Here is a 22,558-nt window from a genome sequence, read left to right as displayed (position 1 = left end):
GGTGGTGATAGTGATTTCCCATGGCAACACAATACTCGATCTGAGGGTGTTGCACTTAGATATTGAGCGCACGCAGTCTCTCTCTATACCGGCCTAAACATTCTTAATACCCCCGAGCGCAACATCTCCACAGCTGAAGATCCTGCCGAGATAAACCTTGAGGGGATAAACCAGGTTAACGTGAACACCAAGGTTGGGCTTGGGTTCGCTGAAGCCCTGAGGGCCTTTCTTCGACAAGATCCAGACATCATCATGGTTGGTGAGATTCGTGACCTGGAAACCGCCAACATTGCGATCAAAGCTGCCCAGACGGGGCACTTGGTGCTGTCAACTCTCCACACTAACAGCGCAGCCGAGACACTGACCCGTATGATGAATATGGGGGTGCCTTCATTTAACATCGCAACGTCGGTCAGTCTGATCATCGCCCAGCGGCTCGGAAGACGGCTCTGCAACAGCTGTAAGGAACCCGCGGAGATCCCCAATGATGTGCTGCTCGCCGAAGGGTTCACAGAGGCACAAATTGAAACAGGCTTCACGTTGTACCGCCCCAAGGGCTGTGATAAATGCAGTGGTGGATACAAAGGCCGCGTCGGTATTTACGAGGTGGTCAAGATCACAGACAAGCTGGCGAACATGATCATGGAGGAAGCCAGCTCCATTGCGATAGCCCGGCAAGCCCAAGAGGAAGGGTTCGCCAATTTGAGGCAATCAGCTCTGGAGAAGGTTATTCAGGGGGTCACCAGCCTTGAAGAAGCGAACCGGGTAACGAAGGATTAGGCATGGCAGAGAACACGCAGAAGCTGTCCCAGTACACGTGGGAAGGCAAAGACCGTAAGGGCAATAAAACCAAGGGCGAAATTGCCGGGGTCAGCTCCGCACTGGTAAAGGCACAACTGCGGAAACAGGGGATCTCACCAGATAAGGTTCGCAAGAAGGCCAAGCCGCTTTTTGGTGGCTCGACAAAGATCACCCCCTTCGACATTGCAATGCTGACTCGACAGATGGCAACGATGATGAAGGCTGGGGTCCCATTGGTTCAAAGTTTCGACATTGTCGCCGACGGACTCGAAAACAAAGGTCTTCAGGAGCTGATCACCACCATCCGTAACGATGTAGCATCGGGGGCGAGCTTTGCAGTTGCGCTGCGTCGCCATCCAAAGCACTTCGACGATCTCTACTGCAACCTGGTCGATTCCGGCGAGAAAGCTGGTGCACTTGAGCAGATGCTCGATCGAATTGCCATGTACCTTGAAAAAACCGAAACACTCAAGAAAAAAGTAAAAAAGGCAATGACTTACCCAATCGCGGTCGTGGTTGTGGCAATTATCGTGACTGCCATTCTTTTGATTAAGGTGGTCCCTCAGTTTGAGGAGTTGTTTCATGGCTTTGGCGCAGAACTTCCGGTATTTACCCAGTTTGTGATTGGCATATCCGAGTGGATGCAGGAGTGGTGGTTCATTGCACTCTTGGGTCTGGTCGGTTTTGTGTTTTGCTTTAAAGAGGCAAAGTCACGCTCTCCCAAATTCTCCGACCTTGTTGACAAGTACGTGCTCAAGCTACCGGTTGTTGGCGAGATTCTTGATAAATCTGCCGTTGCCCGGTTTGGTCGGGTGCTTTCCACTACGTTTGCCTCAGGCGTGCCGCTGGTGGATGCTCTGGAATCCGTTGCCGGCGCCACCGGTAACGCCGTGTATCGGGATGGAATCAACAAGATCCGGGAGGAAGTTTCCAGTGGCACGCAGTTACAGGCTTCCATGAGAGCAGCCGGTATATTTCCTGTGATGGCAATACAGCTCACGGCCATTGGTGAAGAATCAGGTAATCTGGACGCCATGCTTGAAAAGGTCGCGGACCATTACGAGTCGGTTGTCGATGATATGGTCGACAACCTGACCGCCCTGATGGAACCCATGATCATGGCTGTACTGGGCGTCTTGGTGGGTGGCTTGATCGTTGCCATGTACCTCCCAATCTTCCAGATGGGTCAGGTGGTCTAACTCCTGATGCCCGTCGTCGACCATATCCTGTCTACCGCATGGCTGGTATATCCAGCCATTGCTGTTCTTGCCCTCTGCATCGGCAGCTTCCTGAACGTGGTCATCCTTCGGTTGCCGAAGATGATGGAGCAGGAGTGGCGGTGCCAGTGCGAGGAGTTTCTTGAGCTTCCCGAAAAGCAGCGCAAGGACGCCCAACGCATCACGCTGGCCAGCCCCAACAGCACCTGCCCCAGCTGCGGCCATGAGATCAAACCCTGGGAGAACATCCCGGTGGTGAGCTATCTGCTGCTGCGGGGTAAATGTGCGTCCTGCAAAACGCCGATCTCGCCACGCTACCCCATCATTGAGGCGCTGACGGCGATCCTGTCGGTGGCGACCCTTTGGCTCCTGGGCCCATCCGTGGCCACGCTGTGGACGCTGGTGCTGGTGTGGACGCTGATTGCGCTGACCATGATTGATCTCGATACCCAACTGCTGCCAGACAGCATGACGCTGCCACTGATGTGGCTTGGGCTGATCCTCAATTATTTTGGCCTGTTCACCGACTTCAACAGTTCCTTCTGGGGCGCCATCGCCGGCTATCTGTCCTTGTGGTCGGTCTACTGGTTGTTCAAGCTGGTCACCGGCAAGGAAGGCATGGGCCATGGCGATTTCAAACTTCTGGCGGCGCTCGGTGCCTGGCTGGGCTGGCAGATGTTGCCCATCATCATCCTGCTGTCCTCCGTGGTGGGCGCGGTTGTCGGCATCGCGCTGATCCTGTTCCGCCAGCATGGTCGTGAAGTCCCCATTCCCTTTGGCCCCTACCTCGCAGGCGCCGGTCTGCTGGCGCTGTGGTTTGGGACCACGCTGCAGGGCTGGTGGCTGGGTTACCTATGACAGCGATCCTGGGCCTGACCGGCGGCATTGGCAGTGGCAAATCCACCGTCGCCCGAATGTTCGCCACACACGGCGTGCACTGGGTGGATGCGGACGATGTTGCCCGCGAGGTGGTGGAACCCGGTACGCCGGCCCTCGCCGCCATTCGCGACCACTTTGGGGACGAGATCATCACCCCCGAGGGCGCCCTGGACCGCGCCGCCCTGCGCCAGATCGTATTCAGTGATGACAGCCAGCGCCAGTGGCTGGAGGCCCTGCTGCACCCCCGCATCCGCCAGGAACTGGTGCGCCAGTTGAAGCCGGATCACTATGCCCTGCCCTACGCCCTGCTGGTTTCTCCGCTGCTGCTGGAAACCGATCAGCATCAACTGGTCGAGCAGGTGCTGGTTGTGGACGTGCCGGAGGAGGTCCAGATCGAACGGACCATGGCCAGGGACACCAACGAGCGCGCTCAGGTGGAACGGATCATCGCCGCGCAGATGCCGCGCCAGGAACGGCTTAACAAAGCGGACCGGGTGATCGACAATAGTGAAGGTGTCGATCAGGTCCAGCATCAGGTCGATGAGTTACACAGACAGTTCCTGGTGGCGTTTGAACCGTATTCCAAGCCGTAGACGGCTTCGCTTTTCTGATCCTTCAGCAGCGCAGCAACCGGCAACCGTCAGCACCTGCAACCGCAGGCGATGTCCCGGCCTGCTGGCGTTGCCGCTGCTGCTCGCCCTGGGTAGCGCCCGCTGCCTGGGGGACAGCATCATCGACGCCCACGAGGTGCCGCTGAGAGAACAGCTCTCGGTGGAAGCCCTGCCGGCCGACTTCTACACCTTTGAGCGCGACGAGTACTGGCGCGAGCCCAACGATACCTACTGGTTACAGTTTTCCAACTGGGTGCTGGGCAACCAGCGTCGCAATGCCGAACTGGTGCGGAAGTTCGGCGAGTGGGCCGACCGCACTCTGTCTGGCAGCGGTCAGGTCCTGCCGGCCAACGAGAGCTACCTGCGCCTGGGGTTCGTAGCAGCCTCGGAATACGGCGACGCCCTGCAATTCAAACCCGAAGCCAGGTTCCGGCTCGACATCCCCACGGTGGAAGAGAAACTGCGGCTGATCGTGGAAAGTGAAAGCGACGAACTCATCCCGCTGCAGGAGCGCCGGCGCAGCCGCCAGCTGTCCGCGGACGAGCGCTCCGACACCGATGCCACCGGTGCCCTGCGGCTGCTTTCCCAAATTGGTGATGCCATCAATCTCAGCAACGACGTCGGGGCACGACTGCGATTTCCCACCGACGCGTTCTGGCGCGCCTCGGCACGCAAGAACTGGGATCTGGACGCTGAGTGGAGCCTGATCCTCAACCAGCGCTTCTACTACTTCCACCGCGGCGGCTGGGGCGAGCGGACCTGGCTGGGGCTGACCCGATCCTTCAACAGTGGCTGGCACCTGCTCTCCGCCACCGAACTGGAATGGGTTCATCGGGATCGCGAGTTTGTGATGTCCCAGACCCTGAATACCTACAAGGAGCTGAACAACCGCGCGTCCGTCAATCCCCGCATCGGCGTGGTCGGCGAAAGCCAGCCCGGCTGGCGAACCACCAGCTATTTTGCCGACATTACCTATCGCTACCGGCTCTATCACAACTGGCTCTATGGTGAGATCATTCCCGCCATTGAGTATCCCCGCGACAAGAGCTTCAAGGATCAGGCGTCGATTGTGGTGCGCCTGGAAATGTACTTCTCCGGAAACCTGGACCGATGATCCGCCATCGCGCAAAGCCCGCCGACGAGGCCCTCACCCTGACGCCCATCGCCTTCACCCGCTCCTGTTTTCAGGACAAGTTTGGTGTCCCTCGGCAACCGGGGCTGACCCGCCACGCCTGGGCTGACCTGGTGATCTGCTCACCGTTTGACCGCGAAGATGCCTTTCGGGGCCTGGAGCAGTGCAGCCATCTCTGGCTTACCTTCCAGTTCCACCAGGCCGTGCGTGCCGAGTGGCGACCGGTGGTGAGACCGCCCCGGCTCGGAGGCAACCGCAAGATGGGAGTCTTTGCCAGCCGCTCGCCGTTCCGCCCCAACAGTCTTGGTCTGTCGGTGGTCAGCAACCAAGGGTTACACCGGGAAGGTGATCGACTGATCCTGCGGATTCGCGATCACGACCTGATCGACGGCACGCCGATTCTGGACATCAAACCGTACCTGCCGTTTGCGGATTCGGTGCCGGACGCTCACCTGGGCTGGGCCGACTCGCCGCCTACGGATCGGTTGCCGGTCTGGTTCAGTGAGGAGGCGGAACAGCAGTTGGCCGCCCTGGACCCGCAACACTACCCGGACTTTCGTGGATTGATCACAGATGTGGTGGGCTATGATCCCCGCCCTTCTTTCCGGCGCGGACGCCAGGAAGAACGCATTTACGGCGCCCACCTCTACGACTGCAATGTGCGCTTCCGTTTTGTATTCGATGATGCTCTGCCCCATACTGCCGCCTGCGACGACACTCCATCTCAGGCGACAGACCAGGCTGGGCATTCACCCGCACAGGGGAATCAGGCCAAGGTCGCCGGCTATGGTGTCGAGGTGCTTTCTGTCTGCTAAACTGCGGCGACCCCTGATACGGTCGTTTTACCCCTTGCTGGCGAGACTGTAATCGCCCAAGGTACATTCACAGGGAACTAGTGCGTACCACATGACCAGGATGCTGAAAAAGCTGGGTGTCAGACCCCTCGCGGCGCGATTGCTGATCTACGTGCTGCTGTTCAGCGTTGTCCTATCGCTGTTGGCCACCGGACTGCAACTGGTTGGCGAACTCGACGCCCGCACAACGGAGCTCAACGCATCCCAGAAAAGGGCCGCGGATCTGGTCAGTGGCAGCCTCGCCAACAACATCTGGCTGCTGAACTACAGCGAGGTCTCCAACACCCTGGACACCCTGGTTCGGTTGCCGGACGTTGCCCATGCCCAGGTCACAGTGACCGATGGCGAGGTCTACTCCGCAGGCCAGCACCCTAATGGGCACGCGATCCAGAACAGCTTCCCGCTGACCTACCAACGCCCCGACAGCCGCGAGAACCTTGCCCTGGGCACCCTCACCCTGGTCACCTCGGCAGAGTACGCCTACCAACAGCTGATGGATCGGGCCAAGCTCACCCTGCTGTTTCAATCCATCGTGGTGATGTTTGGCACGCTGGGCCTGCTGATGATCGTTCGCCTGACCCTGTCCCGGCATCTGGAAACCATGGCCCGTTACGCCTCCCGGCTGAACCTGGACGCCCTGATCGAACCACTTCAGCTCAAGCGCAAGCCCCTGCGCGAGCCCGACGAGCTGAGCGAGATGGAGAACGCGCTCAACACCATGCGGCTGCAGCTGCTGGAAGACACCCGCAACCTCCGCCAGAACTCGATCCGGACCCGGGACGAGCGGGACGAGGCGGTCAAGGCCAACCACGCCAAGAACCAGTTCCTGGCCAACGTCAGCCACGAACTGCGGACGCCGCTGCAATCGGTGCTCGGCTATGCCAGCCTGCTCTCCGACACCCACCTGGATCAGGAGCAGCGGGAGTACGTCCAGACGCTGCAGAATGCCTCGGAAAACCTCTCCGCAATCATCAATGACCTGCTGGACATTTCCAGCATTGAAGCCGGCAAGCTGATCCTCGAGCCCGTGCCCTTCAATCTGCGGGACACCCTCAACGACCTGATCAACATGCTGGGCAACCGTGCCAGGGAAAAGGGTCTGGCTCTGGAGCTGCGGGTCGACGAAAACCTGCCCTTCGGTCTGGAGGGCGATCCGGTACGTATCCGCCAGATCCTGCTGAATCTTGCCTCCAACGGCATCAAGTTTACCGATTCCGGCCACGTGCTGATCAGCGTTGAGGTACTGGGTCGACAGAACGACAAGGTTCGGCTACGGCTGGCGGTGGAGGACACTGGCGTCGGCATCAACCCGGACGAGCTGTCACTGGTGTACGAACCCTACGTCCAGCTGGGCCAGCGGTTCCAGCGCCAGTCGCCAGGCGCGGGGCTGGGCCTGGCCATCTGCCATCAACTGGTGACGCTGATGAATGGCACCCTGGACGTCGAAAGCCGGCCCGGGGAAGGCAGCACCTTCTGGGTTGAGCTGTCGCTACCGCTGGCGCCGGATGGCACCACCCGCATTCATCCGGACACCCGCCAGGTCCATGGTCGACGCATCCTGGTGGTGGACTCTTACGAGCTGTCCCGCAAGATCACCCTGGAAATGCTGTCCCGTCACGACACTGACATAGAGGCCGTCAAGTCCGCCGGTGAAGCCCTGACGTCACTGCGTCTGGCAGCCGATGCCCATCGCCATTTTGATGCCGTTGTGCTGGATGGCTTTGTACCGGATATGGACAGCGACCTGCTGTGCCGACAGATTCGCAGCAACCCGGACTGGACCCGGACCCGTTTGCTGATTCTGTCCTCCAACCCCCAGCGGGGCGATGCCGAACATTTCCGACAGGCAGGCGCCGACGCCTTCCTCAGCAAGTCCCTGCGGGAATCCTGCCTCACCCCCATCCTGCACCAGCTGTTCGCAGACGCGGACCACGACAGTCGCCAGTTCCTTACCCGCTTCTCGCTGCAATCCGGCAAACCCACCGCCCGCGACCAGAGTCTGCCCTGTGGCCGGATGCGAGTGCTGCTGGTGGAGGACAACCCGGTCAACCGTACCCTGACCCGCCGCCTGCTGGAGAAGCTCGGCTGCGATGTGATGACCGCCAACGACGGCGAAGCAGCCAGCAGCCTGTGGATGTGGCACCCATTTGATATCATCTTCATGGACTGTGTGATGCCCAAGGTGGATGGCTTCGAGGCCACCCGTCGCCTGCGGGCCTGGGAACTGGCCGAGAATCGTCCCGGCATTCCGGTGGTGGCGCTGACAGCCAGTGCCATGGAGAAAGATGAAGAACGGTGTCGCCAGGCCGGCATGAATGCGTTCGTCGCCAAGCCGGTTAATCTGGAGATGCTGCGGGCAGTGCTGGAACAGCACTGCAAGGTCGCGCCCTGACGGTCTGGCTCAACACCCCCATCACGCAGTCGCCGAATTCACCAAGCGGATACCACTGCCCAATGCAAGTCCAATGCCCCACCTGTAAGAAATCCCTGGAATGGGACGAAGCCAACCCCTATCGCCCCTTTTGCTGCAAGCGTTGCCAACTGATCGACCTTGGCGCCTGGGCCAACGAGGAATACCGTGTGCCAGCGGAGAACGCCGATCCGTCCGATCTCGATCAGGGAGGCCATCGACACGACGACGAAGATTAAGGGCCGGAGCGGCATAACACCCTTGTAAGTTGAGGATTTCATCGCTCCCCGGCTAACATGGAGCGGCTTTGGCCGAAACCCATCAGCCGTCCAATCACCCCTGCTGAGGTACCACCATGAAGTTCAGCCGTATCCCGCTTATTGCCCTGGCCCTCGCCACAGCGCCCGCCATGGCGGCGGACGTTGAAGTGAGCCTGACGGACGACTCCGTCAAGGGCCAGTACAACGCTTTTGGCGCCAATTCCGACATCCAGTTTGGGGTTGGCCACACTTACCATGAAGGCAGCCGTCACATCACCAACCTGGATCTCCACGCCCAGGGACGCACCGCCATCGGCAATCTGCCCACCACCGCCGGCCTGGGTATGCGGGGCCTGTACTGGGACGACGATCATCTCGACGGCGGCGCCCTCGGCCTCGGTGGCTATGCCATTGTCAACTTACCGAAAGTGCCCGGCCTGTCGTTTACCGGCTCGGCCCACTACGCTCCGGACATCCTGTCCTTTAGCGATTCCGAGAGCGTGTTCAATGTCGAGGTCCGGGCCAGCTATCGGGTCATCCGCAATGGCGAGATCTTTGCCGGCTACCGCTACCTCAACACCGATCTGGAGCAGTACCACGGCGACATCGATCTGGATGAAGGTGTGCTGGCGGGTATGAAGATCTATTTCTAGGGAGCCCAACTGAGCTTCCGTCATCGGTGATGGGCACGGATGCCCTTCCGCTTTGGCCTCAACATCCCCGTTCCTGCCACGATTTCGTGGGATCTTTCACTATTCACGTCGATCCCAGCTGATAGACTGAGGCTTTACAGTCTTCGCCAATGGAATCCAGTCTATGCGGTTTACAGGCCTCCTCGCCCTCGGCAGTCTGCTGGGTACAGCCCTGCTCACCGGTTGCGGTGACGGCAGCAAATCGATTGATAACGTCAAGGGACAGCCCAATTCGTTCCCGCCTGCCACCAATGCCCTGGACGATTTCCAGCCCGGCTCCACCGGTGATTCCAGCAACAGTACCGACCTCGGCGACAAAGAGGTGCTGGTCACCCTGGAAGTCCCCGGCAACCTGGCGCCAACCGCAGAGCTGACCCGACGCAACCTGCGTATCGTCGCTCCCGACCAGATCTCGGTCTACCGCTCCGACAATACCCTGCGCCAGTTGGCTTCGGTCGACTACGAGGTCCGCAATGGCAAAGACGGTCGGCGCATCGTCAACTTCCCTGAAGGGGTGCCCCAGGGCCCGGATGTGATTATCGAGGCCCGCTACGGTAATGCGGTGCTGCGGGCCCTCGCCGCCGATTCCGATCGCGACATCAAGATCAACCCGTTCTCAGAGTATCTGGTCAGCAAGACCCTCGCTGGCTACACCGGCACAGAGTTTGACCAGGTCATGGACTGTGTGGACAGCGACCAGTCCGATCTGTGCATCAACAAGTTTGTCTGGCCCAGCCTGGCCGACCTGGTGCACGACTTCGAGATCGACATCCCGGCCAACCTGTCGGTGCCCGGCGCCGTTGATTTGCTTGCGGCACGCACCGATTTCGCCGGTTTCGTCAACAACATTGCCCAGTACGCGCTATTCGACAGCAGCGCCTCAGGCTCGGTCAGCGCCGCCTCCATCGATTACAACAGCGTCTTTCTGGGCATGGAACTGGGGCGCAGCTTCCTTGAAAGCAGTCTCGGTGGCCCCGGCCAATGGGGCGTTCGCATCGCCAAGGAGGAGCGGCTGGAAGACGAAAACGGGGTGTCCTACATCTACCCGGGACTGACCCTGACGTCCTTCGAACTGCTGGGAATCAACGTCACCTCGCTGGCCGGTGATATTCCCTACGATCGCGAAACCCTGCTGCACACCGCCGATCAGTCGTTTTTCTCCCGTGGTACCGAAACCTGGCGCCGCAACAGCCATGCCTCCGCCCCCGGCGCCGCCACTCTCCAGGACGACACCCGCCTGGTAGGGGGACGGGCACTGTTCCAGAGTGTGACCGGCTTGGGCAGCTCCCGGGTCATTGGCTGGACCCGCAATCCCTACTACCAGGATGCCTACGTTGGCAGTGGCGACGACGATAACGATCAGGTGCTGATGGGCTACTTCAGCGGTGGCAAGGCGATCCGCCTGAAAGCCGTTGGTGAGGAACTCAAACGTCAGGACACAGTGGAGAACCACTTCCTGTCGGCGCTGGAAATCAACCTGCGCCGAACCACCGGCTTTCAGCTCAGCACTCTGGATAGCCGCAGCTACAATACGGTGAGCTTTGTCAGCCAATTTGACCAGAACCGGCTACAACCCCTGCTGATGGAGGCCGGCACTGGCCGCTGGTCTATCAACGGCGGCACCGTCGCCGAAGAGTTGACCACCCGGCAGATGACGCGGGACAACAATGGCCAGGCTGCGCTGGATACCGGTAGCCGCAGCCAGGTCCGTACCCTGGCGCTGAAGGAATCGATTCGCCCCTCCGGCCCCGAACAGACCGGCCGTCTCAGCCTGGACAGCGTCGGTGTCGGCGCCAGCTCGCCGGACGGCGCGCTGCTGGCGTTCAACCTGGATGACAGCCCCCAGGGCGATGGACTGATCATTGCCGGGCGCCAGATTGACGGCTCGGCGCCATCCAGCGGCCGCTACCGGTTGCAGGGATTCGTCCTCAGCCTGGGGGCGGACGACAACCGCCTGCGCCACTTCCAGAACAGTATTTTAACCATCGCCAGTCCCATCCAGGCCCGCCTGGCAATGGCAGGCGTGGATGTCAGTCAACGCATCTCCAGCGGCACACTGAACAGCCCGGTCGCCATCGATCAGCCTCTGCAGGTGTTCGACTACACCGATCTGGGGGATGGTCAGGTCCGCTTCCGCAACGGCGAACTGGTGCTTGAGGGGTTTGTCACCGAGAACCACGACAGCCTCTTTCTGACAGTACAGGACAGCCGAGATGGCGTTGCCCTGGGCCTGGTGATCGCTACCCGGCAGCCTTGATGGCAAGACACGATGCCAGAACCAGCATGACGTCGTTCTGGCTGTTTCGCCGGACCTGTTATACTGCTTCTCGAACCCTGGACGATGTGAGGAGTTATGACTGTCGGAGTACGAGCGCTGATGTTGCTGTTTCCCCTGCTGGCTGCCGCCATCAGTGGTGGCCTTCACACTCCGCAGCCACTATCCGACAGGGACAGGGCCACGACCGTGCGGGCCCAGACCAAACTGCCGCCACTGCCTGACTGGGCCTTGAACGCCCTGCCCGATTTCAGCGATTACCGGGATACCACCGAGAAGAAAGCGGCCTTCTTCAGCTTTCTCTACCCACGCATTGTGCTGGCCAACTCCCGTATTCTGATGGAACGCCAGGTGCTCCAGTCGCTGCGCCAGAAGACGTCCCTGTCGCCAGCCGAAACCGCCTGGCTGCAACGTCAGAGTGAACGTCTACGGGTCAACGAGGACCAGCCAAGAGCCCAGCAGCTTGAGAAACTGGCGACCAAACTGGACGTGGTGCCACCGTCCCTGGTGATGGCCCAGGCTGCCAATGAGTCTGCCTGGGGCACCTCCCGCTTCGCCACCCAGGGCAACAACCTGTTCGGCCAGTGGTGTTTCAGGCCCGGCTGCGGCCTGGTCCCCAGGAACCGTGGCGAGGGCCGTAGCCACGAGGTGGCCCGGTTTGCTTCGCCCTACCAGTCGGTCAGCGCCTACATTGACAACCTCAACCGACACCCGTCCTATCGACAGCTTCGTGCCATCCGCGCCCAGGCCAGGGAAAGCGGTCGTATGGCCGATGGCATCTTGCTTGCCACGGGACTGGAGTCCTACTCCGAACGCGGCGCCCACTACGTTGAAGAAATTCAGGCAATGATCCATTTCAATAACCTGGCGTTCTATGACCGCCAGTTTGCCGACACCCTGGGTGACCGTTCCCGGCAGCGCCTGAACCAGCTTGCCCTGGCCCGGGATGCCGCAACCCTGCTGCCCTCAGTTGGAGGCAGTGAAGGCTGACAGCCGGCTGCCGTCCATGATTTCGGAGACTCCAAAACCATGTTGAATTTCCTGCCTCCGCCCCTCAAAGGGGTGCTTGCGATTGTGCTGATTCTGGCGAACACCCTGATCCTGTTTCCGGTCCTGCTGCTGTTCGCGCTTCTCAAACTGGCCTTGCCCGTCACCGGTGCGCGCAAGGGCTGCACGGTGGTGCTCAACCAGATTGCCGGCCTGTGGATCTCCATCAACAGTGGCATCAACAATCTGCTTCACCGGGTTGAGTGGGACATCCGCGGTGTTGAGGGCCTGGCCACTGATCAATGGTACTTCGTAACCTGCAATCACCAGAGCTGGGCCGATATCCCGGCGATCCAGCACGCCCTGCACCGGCGGATACCGTTCCTGAAGTTCTTCCTCAAGCAACAGCTGGTATGGGTACCATTCCTCGGTGTGGCCTGGTGGGCACTGGATTTCCCCTTCATGCGGCGCTACACCCGCGAGCAGATCGAGAAGAACCCGGCACTCAAAGGCAAAGATCTGGAAACCACCCGCGCCGCCTGTGAGAAATTTCACTACACCCCGGTCACGGTGTTCAACTTTATGGAAGGCACTCGTCTGACACCGGCCAAGCACGCAGCCCAGAAGTCGCCCTACCAGCACCTACTGAAACCCCGCGCGGGTGGCACGGCCTTTGTGCTCGGCGCTATGGGCGAGACCCTGCACACCATGCTGGACGTGACCATCGTCTATCCGGACGGACGGCCAAGCTTCTGGCGCTATCTGTGCGGGCAGATCCCACGGATTGTCATCGATGTACGCAAACTGGAGATTCCAGCGCGCTTCCTGGGCATGGACTACCAGAACGACGATGCCATCCGCACCGATTTCCAGCAGTGGGTCAGTGCACTCTGGGAAGCCAAGGACACCCTGATAAGCAAGATCCTGGCGGAACAGGCCCGCAGCGCGGAGACCTCAGACAACACTGGCAAGCTGGACTCGCTGCCAGACTGACTGGCCTGGACTGGCTCCGACGCCTGTTTGCTACAGGAGCCCCAGTTCCCGGGCCTTGACGATGGCCTGGGTTCTGGAACGCACGCCCAGCTTGGCGTTGATGCGGCGGGCATGGGTTTTTACGGTGTGCAGGGAGATGTGCAGACGGTCGGCGATCTCCTGGTTCGACAGTCCCATGGCAATCAGTTCCAGGACACCAAACTCGCGATCACTGATGGGTTCCGGCAAATCCACCACCGGTGGTCGCGTAGCCGCTTCGGCCTCCAACCCAAACAGAGTCCGCAGGGCGTCCACCAGCGGAGACGCCTGTCGACCAGCCAGACCTTCCCGAACCGCCTCGGCAATCTCCTCCCGCAATTCGATGAACGGGCTGATGTAATGCTCCGGCGCCGCCATTTCCAGTGCCTTCTGGAAGAACGCCAGGGCTGCTTCGCTCTGCCCCAGCCGTTGATGGGCCTGGGCCTGGAGCAGCACCACGTGTAGTTGATGGATATAAGGGTGACGGCTCAGCTCCTCCTTGCCGTACTGCTCCTGTAGTTGACTGATGGCCGCGGACTCGTCGCCGGCGACCAGTGCCACCCGGGTCTCCAACGTATCCAGCAGCCCCGGCATCATCGGGAACAGTTCAAGCACCCGGTGCTGCTTGCGGAATGGCGCCAGTCGAACCATTGCCTGACGAGCACTCTCAAGTTGTCCCTGGGCCAGCCAGCAACTGGTCTTGAGCGCTTCCAGCACTGGCACGTACACCAGCTCATCCACCTGCCAGGCCTGCATGGTGCGCTCAGCCTGTCCGATCCAGGCGAATGCCTCGTCGACCTGCCCCTGGGATTTGGACAGCAACGCCCGCAAAGCCAGGGCCAACAGCAGTGCCAGATCCCGGCCCTTTTCGGCATGACGAATGAACCGGGTCAGTAGTCGATCGACCTCGGCAGCGCGTCCCTGGTGCCACAGGATCAGGGCCAGGTTCAGCATCAGCCGTCCTTCGCCCACTCGCGGCGGCCGCGCCGGTTCACTGACCGACGTATCCAGCCCGGTCCGCAGCAGCTGCTCAGCGTGACGCAATGCGCCCTTACTCATTTCAATGCGGGCATGGGCATAAACCGTCAGGATCTCAGCCCCGGGATCTCCGGCCTGACGCGCCAGCTTCGACGCCTCACGGCTCGCGCTGCGGGCGTCGGCAAATCGTCCAAGGGCGCACCAGGCACCGGATCGCACCAATTGAGCCACCAACCGGGCATGTGTCGACAGATCGTCGGTCGCCAATGCCTGATCAGCCTCTTTCAGTGCCGCGCGGACATTGCCCTCGCCACTGAGCAGAAACGCCCGCAACGCCGACAGACGACCTTGCAGTAAACGCTGGTCTTCGGCGGACATGCCATCGATGAGCACGCAGGCTTCGGTGAACTGCCCCCCGAGGGCATGAACCCAGGCATAGACAATCTGCAAACGCGGGCTACGCTGGATCAATTCCGCCGGCAGTGATTGCCTCAACCGCAACAGTGACGCGGTATCCTGACCAATCAGCAGCGCCTCGGAGCCCTCAGAGGCCACCCGAATCGCCCGTTCGGTATCGTGGCACTGCAACGCATACCGAAGGGCTTCGGTAAACTGACCCTCGCGGGCGAACCAGTCACTGGCGAGAGTGGCACGAGCCTTGCGGCCAGCGAGGGTGGTGGACAGCAACCACTCGCGAACCAGAGGCAACAACCGGAACCAGCGCCCACGGTTGCCTGCGCTGCGCAGTGGCAAGCCCCGCGCCATGGCGGTGGAAGGCAGGAACGAGGTGTCACACTGGCTGTCGGCAATGGCCAGGAACAAGTCGTCCGACACCACGTCCATCTCCGCCATCACCGCCAGTGAGCGCACTTGGGTTGGCGTCAGTTCGGCAGTGACGGCGCTGCGGAGAAACGCCACGACGCTTCGGGCTTCCTGAACCGGCAGGCGGTCTTCACCCCGCTCTTCCACCTCCAGGCGATAGAGCGCCAGCGGTGTCAGCCAGCCTTCGGTCAGATGATACAGGTGTTCAACGGCAATCTGGGTGACCTGTTGACGCTCAAGCAATGGCTGGTAGAAAGCTGCCGTTTCACTGCGAGACAATTCCAGGGTATCGGCGGTGAGGCGAGTGAAGCGCCCACCCAGTTCGTAACTGTGGGTCTCGAAGGACAGGGCCCGGCGGGAAAGCAGCACCAGCGCAAGCCCCGGGGGAAGTTGATCCAGCAGCTGGGTCAGCAGGGCAGTGCCGTCCTGGCTCTGGACCCGGTCGACCCGATCCAGCACCAGCACCTCGGTGGCCTCGCCGCTATTCGCGAGATTAGCCAGCAACCATTCCAGTGCATCATTGAGGGATTGGCCGCGCCCCGGCGCGGGTACCGAATCGACATCGGATACCCCCAATGCCAGTGACAGCAACATGAACAGGCGCTGGGGATCATTGTCCTGGTCCTGCAGTGATACCCAGCGAACCCGCGACAGCTCGCGGCCGGAACTTAACAGGGCCGACTCCAGTTCACGGGATTTGCCGTACCCGGCAGGCGCTTCAATGTGGAGAATACTGCCCGGCTCAATGGCCTTGCAGATGCGTTCGGTCAGGGCCGGGCGCGGAAAGATATCGGCACCAGGCCGGGGAGACTGCACCCGGTGTCGGAGCAGGTCCCAAACCAGTCTGCCCTTCTCTGTTCGCTCAGCCAGGCCTTCGTCGTTGGCCGCCGGATAGTTGTCGAACGCCTTCACTGGATACCCGCCCCCAGCTCCACTACCAGACTGCAAACTGGCTGTCGAAGCAAATCGTGTTGATTCCGGGGAAACCCTGAGAGGTGCAAAAGGATGGTGTGGCCGATGCCCAGCACAGCCCGTTCGTCCGGCTGATTCAGCGATTCCCCAGGTGTGACTTCTGAACGGCGACCTACGTCGGGTACGCCTTTAGTATGAGTGCGACAGAGATTAAACCAGAAAAAGTGTGAACTGCAAAATAATTGACAGCTTGTCAGGCTTGCGGTGACAAATATCAAACAGTTGTTTACGCGAAAAAAAACGGCAGGGTCTCCCCTGCCGTTGGTTGTTGCGATGGGTCAAGGTGCCTCACTGAGCCACCCTGAACCCGGTCTTAGCGTGTTCCAGCGCGACGCAATGCGCCTGGTGTGTACTCACGGGAAGAGCGCTCAACACCGAAAGTGTACGGGTCGTTCTCTTCATTGGTCAGGCCCAGCGCCAGGTAGCGCCCAGACAGCAGGTCGTACAGGACTTCAATGGCGTACCAGGGCACTTCCTGATCGTAGAAGTACATGCTGTGGGCTTCAGCCACACGCCACAGCTCACCACGGCCGTCGTAATGGTCGATCACCGCCGCCTGCCAGGTGTCTTCGTCGATGTAGAAGTCACGGCTGGCGTAGATGTGGCGCTCACCCTCTTTCAGAGTGGCACGGACGTGCCAGACCCGGTGCAGCTCGTAACGGGTGTACTGCTGGTTGATATGGCCGGCCTTGACCAGCTCTTCATAGCTCAGGTCACGGTCCACCAGCTCGTAGGAGTTGTAGGGGATGTACATCTCCTTCTTGCCCACCAGCTCCCAGTTGTAGCGATCGGGTGCACCGTTGAACATGTCAAAGTTGTCAGACGTCCGCATGCCGTCTGCCGCGGTACCCGGACCGTCGTAGGCAACCTGGGGCGCGCGACGTACACGACGCTGACCGGCGTTGTATACCCAGGCACGACGGGGCTCGGCGACCTGGTCGATAGTCTCGTGAACCAGCAGTACGTTACCCGCCAGACGGGCCGGTGCCGTGATGGCCTGCTTGAAGTAGAACAGCACGTTCGGATCTTCGTTGGGATCGAAATCCTTCAGGCCAGCACGCCAGGTCAGCTCGTCCTGGAATTTGACGACACTGTAGGCACCGTTCTCCTGCGGGGTAACCTGGCCCACGTTACGCTGGACCGAACCACCCCGGTAACGGGTGATGTGGTTCCAGATCACTTCCAGGCCGTTCTGGGGAATCGGGAATGGCGTAGCGTCCTGGTAGTTCGCCAGACCGTTACCACCTTCCACCAGCTCTACCGAGGTCGCATTGGCAATGGTTTGCTGCTCAATGGACTCCGGGTAGGCCGAAGTGCGATGGGTCGGATACACCGGCATCACGTAATCGTCGTATTTCTTGATCATCGCCACCTGCCCCGGTGACAGACGATCTGAGTACTGCTCGACGTTGCTCTGGTCGATGGTGAACAGCGGTTCCTCGTTGGCGAATGGATCAACGTAGATACCGTCGCCTTTGTAGCCCGCCGGTACGGACTGCATGCCACCGTCCCAGGCCGGGATTTCATCGCCGTTACCGGCCTTCTCGGCACCGATCGGCGTCAGGGTGTCACCCAGTTTCGCGGCTTCGTCGGCAGAAACCTTGCCATAGGCATTGGCGGTCAGCAGTGATGCCGCCAGGATGCCGGAAACCAGAAGTTTTTTGTTCGTTCTCATTGTCATACCTCTTTAGACGAATGCTGGCCGATCAAAACGAGTAGGAGATGCTTGCGCTGACAAAATCCCGATCAGTAATCTCGTTGTAAGGCTTGCCACCAAAGAAGTTGGTGTAGCCGATCGAACCGGTGTACTTGTTCTGGTAGGTACCACCCAGGGACAGGCCAAGCGCCTTGCTGCCTTCGTTGAAGTTGCCACCCGGCTGCGGCGCATAACCCTGAACGTCGTGACTCCACGCCAGTTGAGGCTTCAGGTTGATACCGGCGATGGCATTGGGGTAATCCCACACCAGACGGGCACGGTAGCCCCAGGAGAAATCAGTGGTAAAGCCATCGTTAGTGCAGTAGTTGGTGTTGATGTTCAACGCCGCACCAGTCGCGCCAGAGCCATCACAGGCGCCACCTGGCAGCTTACCAATACCGAAGGTACCGGAGCGCCCGAACCTGGCTTCATCCGTGTCCGGCAGGTCATGCACGTACGTTGCACCAAACTCGGTAATGAACGACAAACGACTGGCACCCATCACCTGATCGAAGAACTTGACCAGGGTGAACTGTGCCTGGGAGACCTTGAAGCGGTCCCAGCCTTCAATGGCCTGACCACTCAGGTCGGCGCCACCGGCTTCTGCCTGACGCTGCTGCTGCAGCAGACTGACCGGCAGGCCGGTTTCGGGGTTGATCACCTGGCTACCGCCCAGCAGCAGCTCGAAGGCGTTCCACTGCAGCGGCACGTTGTCGCGGAAGCTGTACTCCGCACCCAGTGACCAGCCACCCGGCGTGGTGGTGTTGATACTGACGCCATAGAGGTTGATGTTCTCCGGGTACTCGATGAAGTACGACGGGAACCGGCGGCCGTTGGCCGGATCATTCACGATGCCGCTGATGTAGGGGAAGCGGCTGTTGTACTTGATGTAATAGAAACCCAGCTCAGAATCGTTCAGTTCCGGAATGTACCAGCGCATGGCAACCCCGAACTGATCTTTCTCATCCGGCTCGCGGTCGCCGACTCTCGGTGCGATGAAGCCCTGGTTGTAGGCGTCAAAATCCGGCAGCTGGCCAGCCAGCAGCACCGGGCCACAGCCATCAGCGGCAAAATCCGAGGTGGAGAAGAAGGTGCCGCAGTCGTCCGGACGCACTGGCTCCCAGTCGGTCTGAACAAAGGCTTCGAGAGTAATGTTTTCGGTGACACCGGCCGACAGGTAGAGCATTTCCACCGGCAGCAGGGCTTCCTTGACCTCAGAGCCCGGTGCGCGGAAGGCCTGCACATCCACCGGGTTGATGGTGTTGATACCACCCCGGATAAAGGTGCTCTCACCCCAGCTGACCACCTGGTTGCCGTAGCGCACGCTCAGCGGCACATTGCCCAGATACCAGTCGGTGAAGATGTAGGCGTCGAGGAATTCGCCGCCAGAGGCATTGGCCTTGGCCTGGCTGTTAAGTTCACGGCGGTTGCCCACCGGGTCCACCGCACGCATTTCATCCTTGAGCTCAAAATCGTACCAGTACTTGCCACGAACGAAGCCGCCAACGCGAGTGAGCACATCGCTGTCGACGTCGTAGCTGAGGAACAGCTCACTGGTGCCCTTGACGATCTTGGACACCGTGTCGCCTTTTTCAAAGTTCAGGTTGCCGTCGTCATAGTTATTGGTGGAAGCACCGATATTGGCCATGGAGCCGCCCGGAGCGTATTCCGGTCCAAGGTTGCCCTGAGCGATCAGTCGACGGTCCCGTTCTTCAACGCGCCAGGTGGCGCCGGCGGACAGAGTGGTGTCAAAAGAGGCTTCCACATCCCCTACATAGAATGAAAACGCTGACGCCTGACCGGACATGCCAGCTGCAACAGCTACGGCCAAAGGCAGTTTGGCCCAGGTTTGCCGTTGATGAGTTTTTCTTGTCATTGGAAGGCTACTCCATTGTTGTTCTGAGTCGCTACTCGATACTTCAGTGCTCTCGGATGATTGGTGCTCACGATCGGAGACTTCACGCACAGTGCCCGTGATGTTGGCACTATAGCTAAGGGGGCTGGGGGCTTTGATCAGTCAAAAGTATGATTTTCCATTCATTCTGGCAGTCCCGGCCGTACTCCTGGCGTGCTCGGCCCACCACTGCGCGGCGCGTTCCGGCAGGCTTGCACTGCCTCACTATAGCCAACAAACCCAAAGCCAACCAGCTTGCCAGGCCATTGAATCAAAAGGCGTAGGAGCGCCACGGGAAAGTCAGCCACAAGGATCACTGCGCAACCAATTACCCACCGGTACGGTGAGGACACGGTTGCTCATCGGCCGCCGATGAGGGCGGTTGGGGAGGAGGCGCCCCGCCGGAATCACCCGGCGGGGCTGAAGGATTACAGCAGTTCGATGGCCATGGCAGTGGCTTCACCACCACCAATGCACAATGCGGCCACGCCTTTCTTCTTGCCGTAACGCTGCAGCGCATACATCAGGGTCACCAGCAGCCGTGAGCCGGTGGAGCCAACCGGATGGCCCTGGGCGCAGGCGCCGCCGTGGACATTGACCTTTTCCGGGTCCAGACCAAGCTCACGGATCGGCATCATCGCCACCATCGCAAAGGCCTCGTTGATCTCATACAGATCCACCTCGTCCTGACTCCAGCCGGTTTTCTCGAACAGGGTCTTGATAGCACCTACCGGTGCACACGTGAACTCGGACGGATGCTGGGAGTGGGTGCTGTGGGCAACGATACGTGCCAGCGGTTTGAGCCCCCGACGCTCGGCTTCCGCCTCGTTCATCAGCACCAGGGCCGAGGAACCGTCTGAAATGGAGGATGCGTTGGCGGCCGTAACCGTGCCGTCCTTGCTGAAGGCCGGACGCAGAGTGCGGATTTTGTCCAGGTTGGCGGTCATGGGCTGCTCGTCATCTTCCACCACGGTCTCGCCCTTACGGGTCTTCACCGTCACCGGCACAATCTCGTCTTTCAGCAGACCTTCCTTGATCGCCCGCTGCGCCCGCTCCAGGGACTGGATGGCGTAGTCGTCCATCTCTTCCCGGGTGTAGCCTTTCTTGTCGGCCATGTCCTGGGCGAAAGCGCCCATCAGGCGGCCGGTTTCCGCATCCTGCAGGCCGTCAAAGAACATGTGGTCCTGGGCGGCATCACCGGCGCCCATACGGTAGCCCTTGCGGGCATTGAGCAGCAGGTAGGGAGCATTGGTCATGCTCTCCATGCCCCCGGCGACCATGACGTCGTTAGTGCCGGCCTTGATCAGGTCATGCGCCAGCATGGTGGCCTTCATGCCAGAACCACACAGCTTGTTGATGGTGGTGGCACCGGTGCTGTCCGGCAGGCCAGCCTGACGCATAACCTGGCGGGCGGGGCCCTGTTTGAGGCCAGCCGGCAGGACGTTGCCCAGAATAATTTCCTGCACATCCGCTGCATCAATACCGGCGCGTCGGACCGCCTCGGAAACGCTGGCCGCGCCCAGATCAATCGCGGAAAGCGGACTCAGGCTGCCCTGAAAACCACCCATTGGGGTACGCACCCCACTGACAATTACGACGTTGTTGCTCATTTTCTGTGGACCTCTCGTTGTCTGGTGACCGAAATAGCCGGCCACTCGTTATTCTGTGCTTGCAGTTGGAACCAGCTCAGGGTTTATGAGGTGCTTCCAGGTACTCCCGGGACTGCATTTCCAGCAGGCGGGATTCCGTACGTTCAATCTCGAAACTCAGCCGGCCCCCGGCATAAAGCTCGGTAATGGGCGCCTCCGCCGAGATAATCACCTTGACGTTGCGGTCGTAAAACTCATCAATCATGTTGATGAAACGGCGGGCCTGGTCGTCCTTATCACCGCCCAGCACCGGCACGTTACTGACAATGATGGCGTGAAACTCTCGCGCCAGCTCGATGTAATCGTTCTGGCTCCGTGGACCGTCGCACAGCTCATTGAACTCAAACCAGACCACGTCGTCGGCGTGGCGGCGAGCCTGAATTTTGCGGCCGTTCACTTCCAGCTCCAGGGTATGGCTGGCGGCATCAAGGGCCAGCGCCTCGTAGCTGCGGGCCAGGCTGGCTTCAGCCAGCTCGCCAAGCGGCGAATGGTAGAGCTCTGCCTGTTCCAGGGTCCGTAGCCGGTAGTCAACACCGCCGTCGACGTTCACCACATCGGTGTGTCTCTTGACCAATTCAATGGCGGGCAGAAAACGGGCCCGCTGCAAACCGTCCTTGTACAGCCCGTCCGGCACAATGTTGGAGGTGCACACCAGGGTGACACCGCGACTGAACAACCCATCCATCAACGTCGCCAGGATCATGGCGTCTCCAATGTCGGAGACGAAGAACTCGTCAAAGCAGATCACACAGGTTTCGTCGGCAAAGCGGCGTGCCACCAGTTCCAGCGGGTTCTTCTCGCCCTTGAGAGTTTTCAGCTCGTTGTGAACACGTTGCATAAAACGGTGAAAATGCACCCGCATTTTGCGCTCGAACGGCAGGGCCTCAAAGAAGGTATCCATCAGGTAGGTCTTGCCACGACCAACCCCACCCCAGAAGTACAATCCCTGCACCGGCTCCTGACGGCCGCCCCGGAGCTTGCGACGCAGCTTGGCCATGGCCGAATTGCGCTGTTCCTCAGCCTCGACCAGTTTGTCGTAAAGCGCCTGCAGGCGTCTGACCGCGTCTTCCTGGGCGGCATCGGGGTGAAAGTCAGGACGGGTAAGATCGTTCTGGTAGCGTTCCCAGGGTGTCATCAATGGTTCCCAGCGTTGTAGAGCCCAAGCGTTGTAGAGCCCAAGCGTTGTAGTACCCAAAGGTTGTAGTACCCAGATACTGTGGTGCCCAGGTGTTGTTGCATCAGGAGCCTGACGGGCTCCCCGGCATGTTAAGCGGCGTGTGTGCAGGCCATTTGACGGCCCGTTGCCACACACGGGATGAATCTGGAGGCCAGCTATTTTCCACAATTTTGCCGTCCTGCGCCAATCGGGGGTGACGCCTGTTGCGATATACGACGTTTGGCGCAACACCTCCCCATGG

General features: G+C 60.2%; 16 protein-coding genes and 1 pseudogene. 12 read left to right on the top strand and 5 right to left on the bottom strand.

Annotated features, from left to right (window positions below; all coding sequences use genetic code 11):
• Positions 1-75: 75 nt before the first annotated feature.
• The 12 genes and pseudogenes from MLD24_RS10410 to MLD24_RS10355 all read left to right on the top strand — a co-directional run.
• A pseudogene (locus MLD24_RS10410) lies at positions 76-780 on the top strand (ATPase, T2SS/T4P/T4SS family); the annotation flags it as partial.
• A 2-nt stretch (positions 781-782) separates the two neighbouring features.
• Entirely contained in the window at positions 783-2,000 is a 1,218-nt protein-coding gene (locus MLD24_RS10405) for a type II secretion system F family protein (RefSeq protein WP_248166562.1), read from the top strand.
• A 6-nt stretch (positions 2,001-2,006) separates the two neighbouring features.
• A complete protein-coding gene (locus MLD24_RS10400; RefSeq protein WP_248166561.1) occupies positions 2,007-2,876 on the top strand; it encodes a prepilin peptidase in 870 nt (289 codons plus the stop codon).
• Positions 2,873-3,490 (top strand): dephospho-CoA kinase, encoded by a 618-nt coding sequence (coaE, locus tag MLD24_RS10395; protein WP_248166560.1) that lies wholly within the window; start codon positions 2,873-2,875, stop codon positions 3,488-3,490. The genes MLD24_RS10400 and coaE overlap by 4 nt, the downstream gene beginning before the upstream one ends.
• The gene (locus MLD24_RS10390) at positions 3,468-4,622 is read left to right on the top strand and encodes a hypothetical protein (RefSeq protein WP_248166559.1); all 1,155 of its coding nucleotides are present in this window, start codon (positions 3,468-3,470) and stop codon (positions 4,620-4,622) included. The genes coaE and MLD24_RS10390 overlap by 23 nt, the downstream gene beginning before the upstream one ends.
• Entirely contained in the window at positions 4,619-5,455 is an 837-nt protein-coding gene (gene tsaA, locus MLD24_RS10385; protein ID WP_227171764.1) for a tRNA (N6-threonylcarbamoyladenosine(37)-N6)-methyltransferase TrmO, read from the top strand. Before MLD24_RS10390 ends, tsaA begins: the two co-directional genes overlap by 4 nt.
• Before the next feature lie 91 nt (positions 5,456-5,546).
• Positions 5,547-7,886 carry a response regulator gene (locus MLD24_RS10380; RefSeq protein ID WP_227171765.1) on the top strand — a complete coding sequence of 780 codons (2,340 nt, stop codon included), beginning with the start codon at positions 5,547-5,549 and terminating at the stop codon, positions 7,884-7,886.
• A gap of 62 nt (positions 7,887-7,948) precedes the next feature.
• Positions 7,949-8,143 (top strand): DNA gyrase inhibitor YacG, encoded by a 195-nt coding sequence (yacG, locus tag MLD24_RS10375; protein WP_227171766.1) that lies wholly within the window; start codon positions 7,949-7,951, stop codon positions 8,141-8,143.
• A gap of 116 nt (positions 8,144-8,259) precedes the next feature.
• Positions 8,260-8,817 carry a YfaZ family outer membrane protein gene (locus MLD24_RS10370; protein WP_248166558.1) on the top strand — a complete coding sequence of 186 codons (558 nt, stop codon included), beginning with the start codon at positions 8,260-8,262 and terminating at the stop codon, positions 8,815-8,817.
• Positions 8,818-8,980: 163 nt separating this feature from the next.
• Entirely contained in the window at positions 8,981-11,113 is a 2,133-nt protein-coding gene (locus MLD24_RS10365; RefSeq protein WP_248166557.1) for a hypothetical protein, read from the top strand.
• Positions 11,114-11,233: 120 nt separating this feature from the next.
• Entirely contained in the window at positions 11,234-12,121 is an 888-nt protein-coding gene (locus MLD24_RS10360) for a glucosaminidase domain-containing protein (RefSeq protein WP_344816283.1), read from the top strand.
• 39 nt (positions 12,122-12,160) lie between these two features.
• The gene (locus MLD24_RS10355) at positions 12,161-13,111 is read left to right on the top strand and encodes a 1-acylglycerol-3-phosphate O-acyltransferase, YihG family (protein WP_227171770.1); all 951 of its coding nucleotides are present in this window, start codon (positions 12,161-12,163) and stop codon (positions 13,109-13,111) included.
• 30 nt (positions 13,112-13,141) lie between these two features.
• Here MLD24_RS10355 and MLD24_RS10350 read toward each other — a convergent pair whose 3' ends face one another.
• The 5 genes from MLD24_RS10350 to zapE form a co-directional block, all read right to left on the bottom strand.
• Complete coding sequence (locus tag MLD24_RS10350; RefSeq protein WP_248166555.1) at positions 13,142-15,841, bottom strand: LuxR C-terminal-related transcriptional regulator; 2,700 nt, start codon at positions 15,839-15,841, stop codon at positions 13,142-13,144.
• 373 nt (positions 15,842-16,214) lie between these two features.
• A complete protein-coding gene (locus MLD24_RS10345; RefSeq protein WP_248166554.1) occupies positions 16,215-17,576 on the bottom strand; it encodes a DUF1329 domain-containing protein in 1,362 nt (453 codons plus the stop codon).
• Between the two features lie 31 nt (positions 17,577-17,607).
• Complete coding sequence (locus MLD24_RS10340; protein WP_227171773.1) at positions 17,608-19,473, bottom strand: DUF1302 domain-containing protein; 1,866 nt, start codon at positions 19,471-19,473, stop codon at positions 17,608-17,610.
• Between the two features lie 446 nt (positions 19,474-19,919).
• On the bottom strand, positions 19,920-21,101 hold the full coding sequence (locus MLD24_RS10335) for a thiolase family protein (protein WP_227171774.1): 1,182 nt from the start codon (positions 21,099-21,101) through the stop codon (positions 19,920-19,922).
• Between the two features lie 76 nt (positions 21,102-21,177).
• Positions 21,178-22,275 (bottom strand): cell division protein ZapE, encoded by a 1,098-nt coding sequence (gene zapE, locus MLD24_RS10330; protein WP_248166553.1) that lies wholly within the window; start codon positions 22,273-22,275, stop codon positions 21,178-21,180.
• Positions 22,276-22,558: the final 283 nt, after the last annotated feature.

The organism is Marinobacter xestospongiae (genome assembly GCF_023156385.1).
GTDB classification, from domain to species: domain Bacteria; phylum Pseudomonadota; class Gammaproteobacteria; order Pseudomonadales; family Oleiphilaceae; genus Marinobacter; species Marinobacter xestospongiae.
This window is presented reverse-complemented; position numbering and strand designations above follow the sequence as displayed.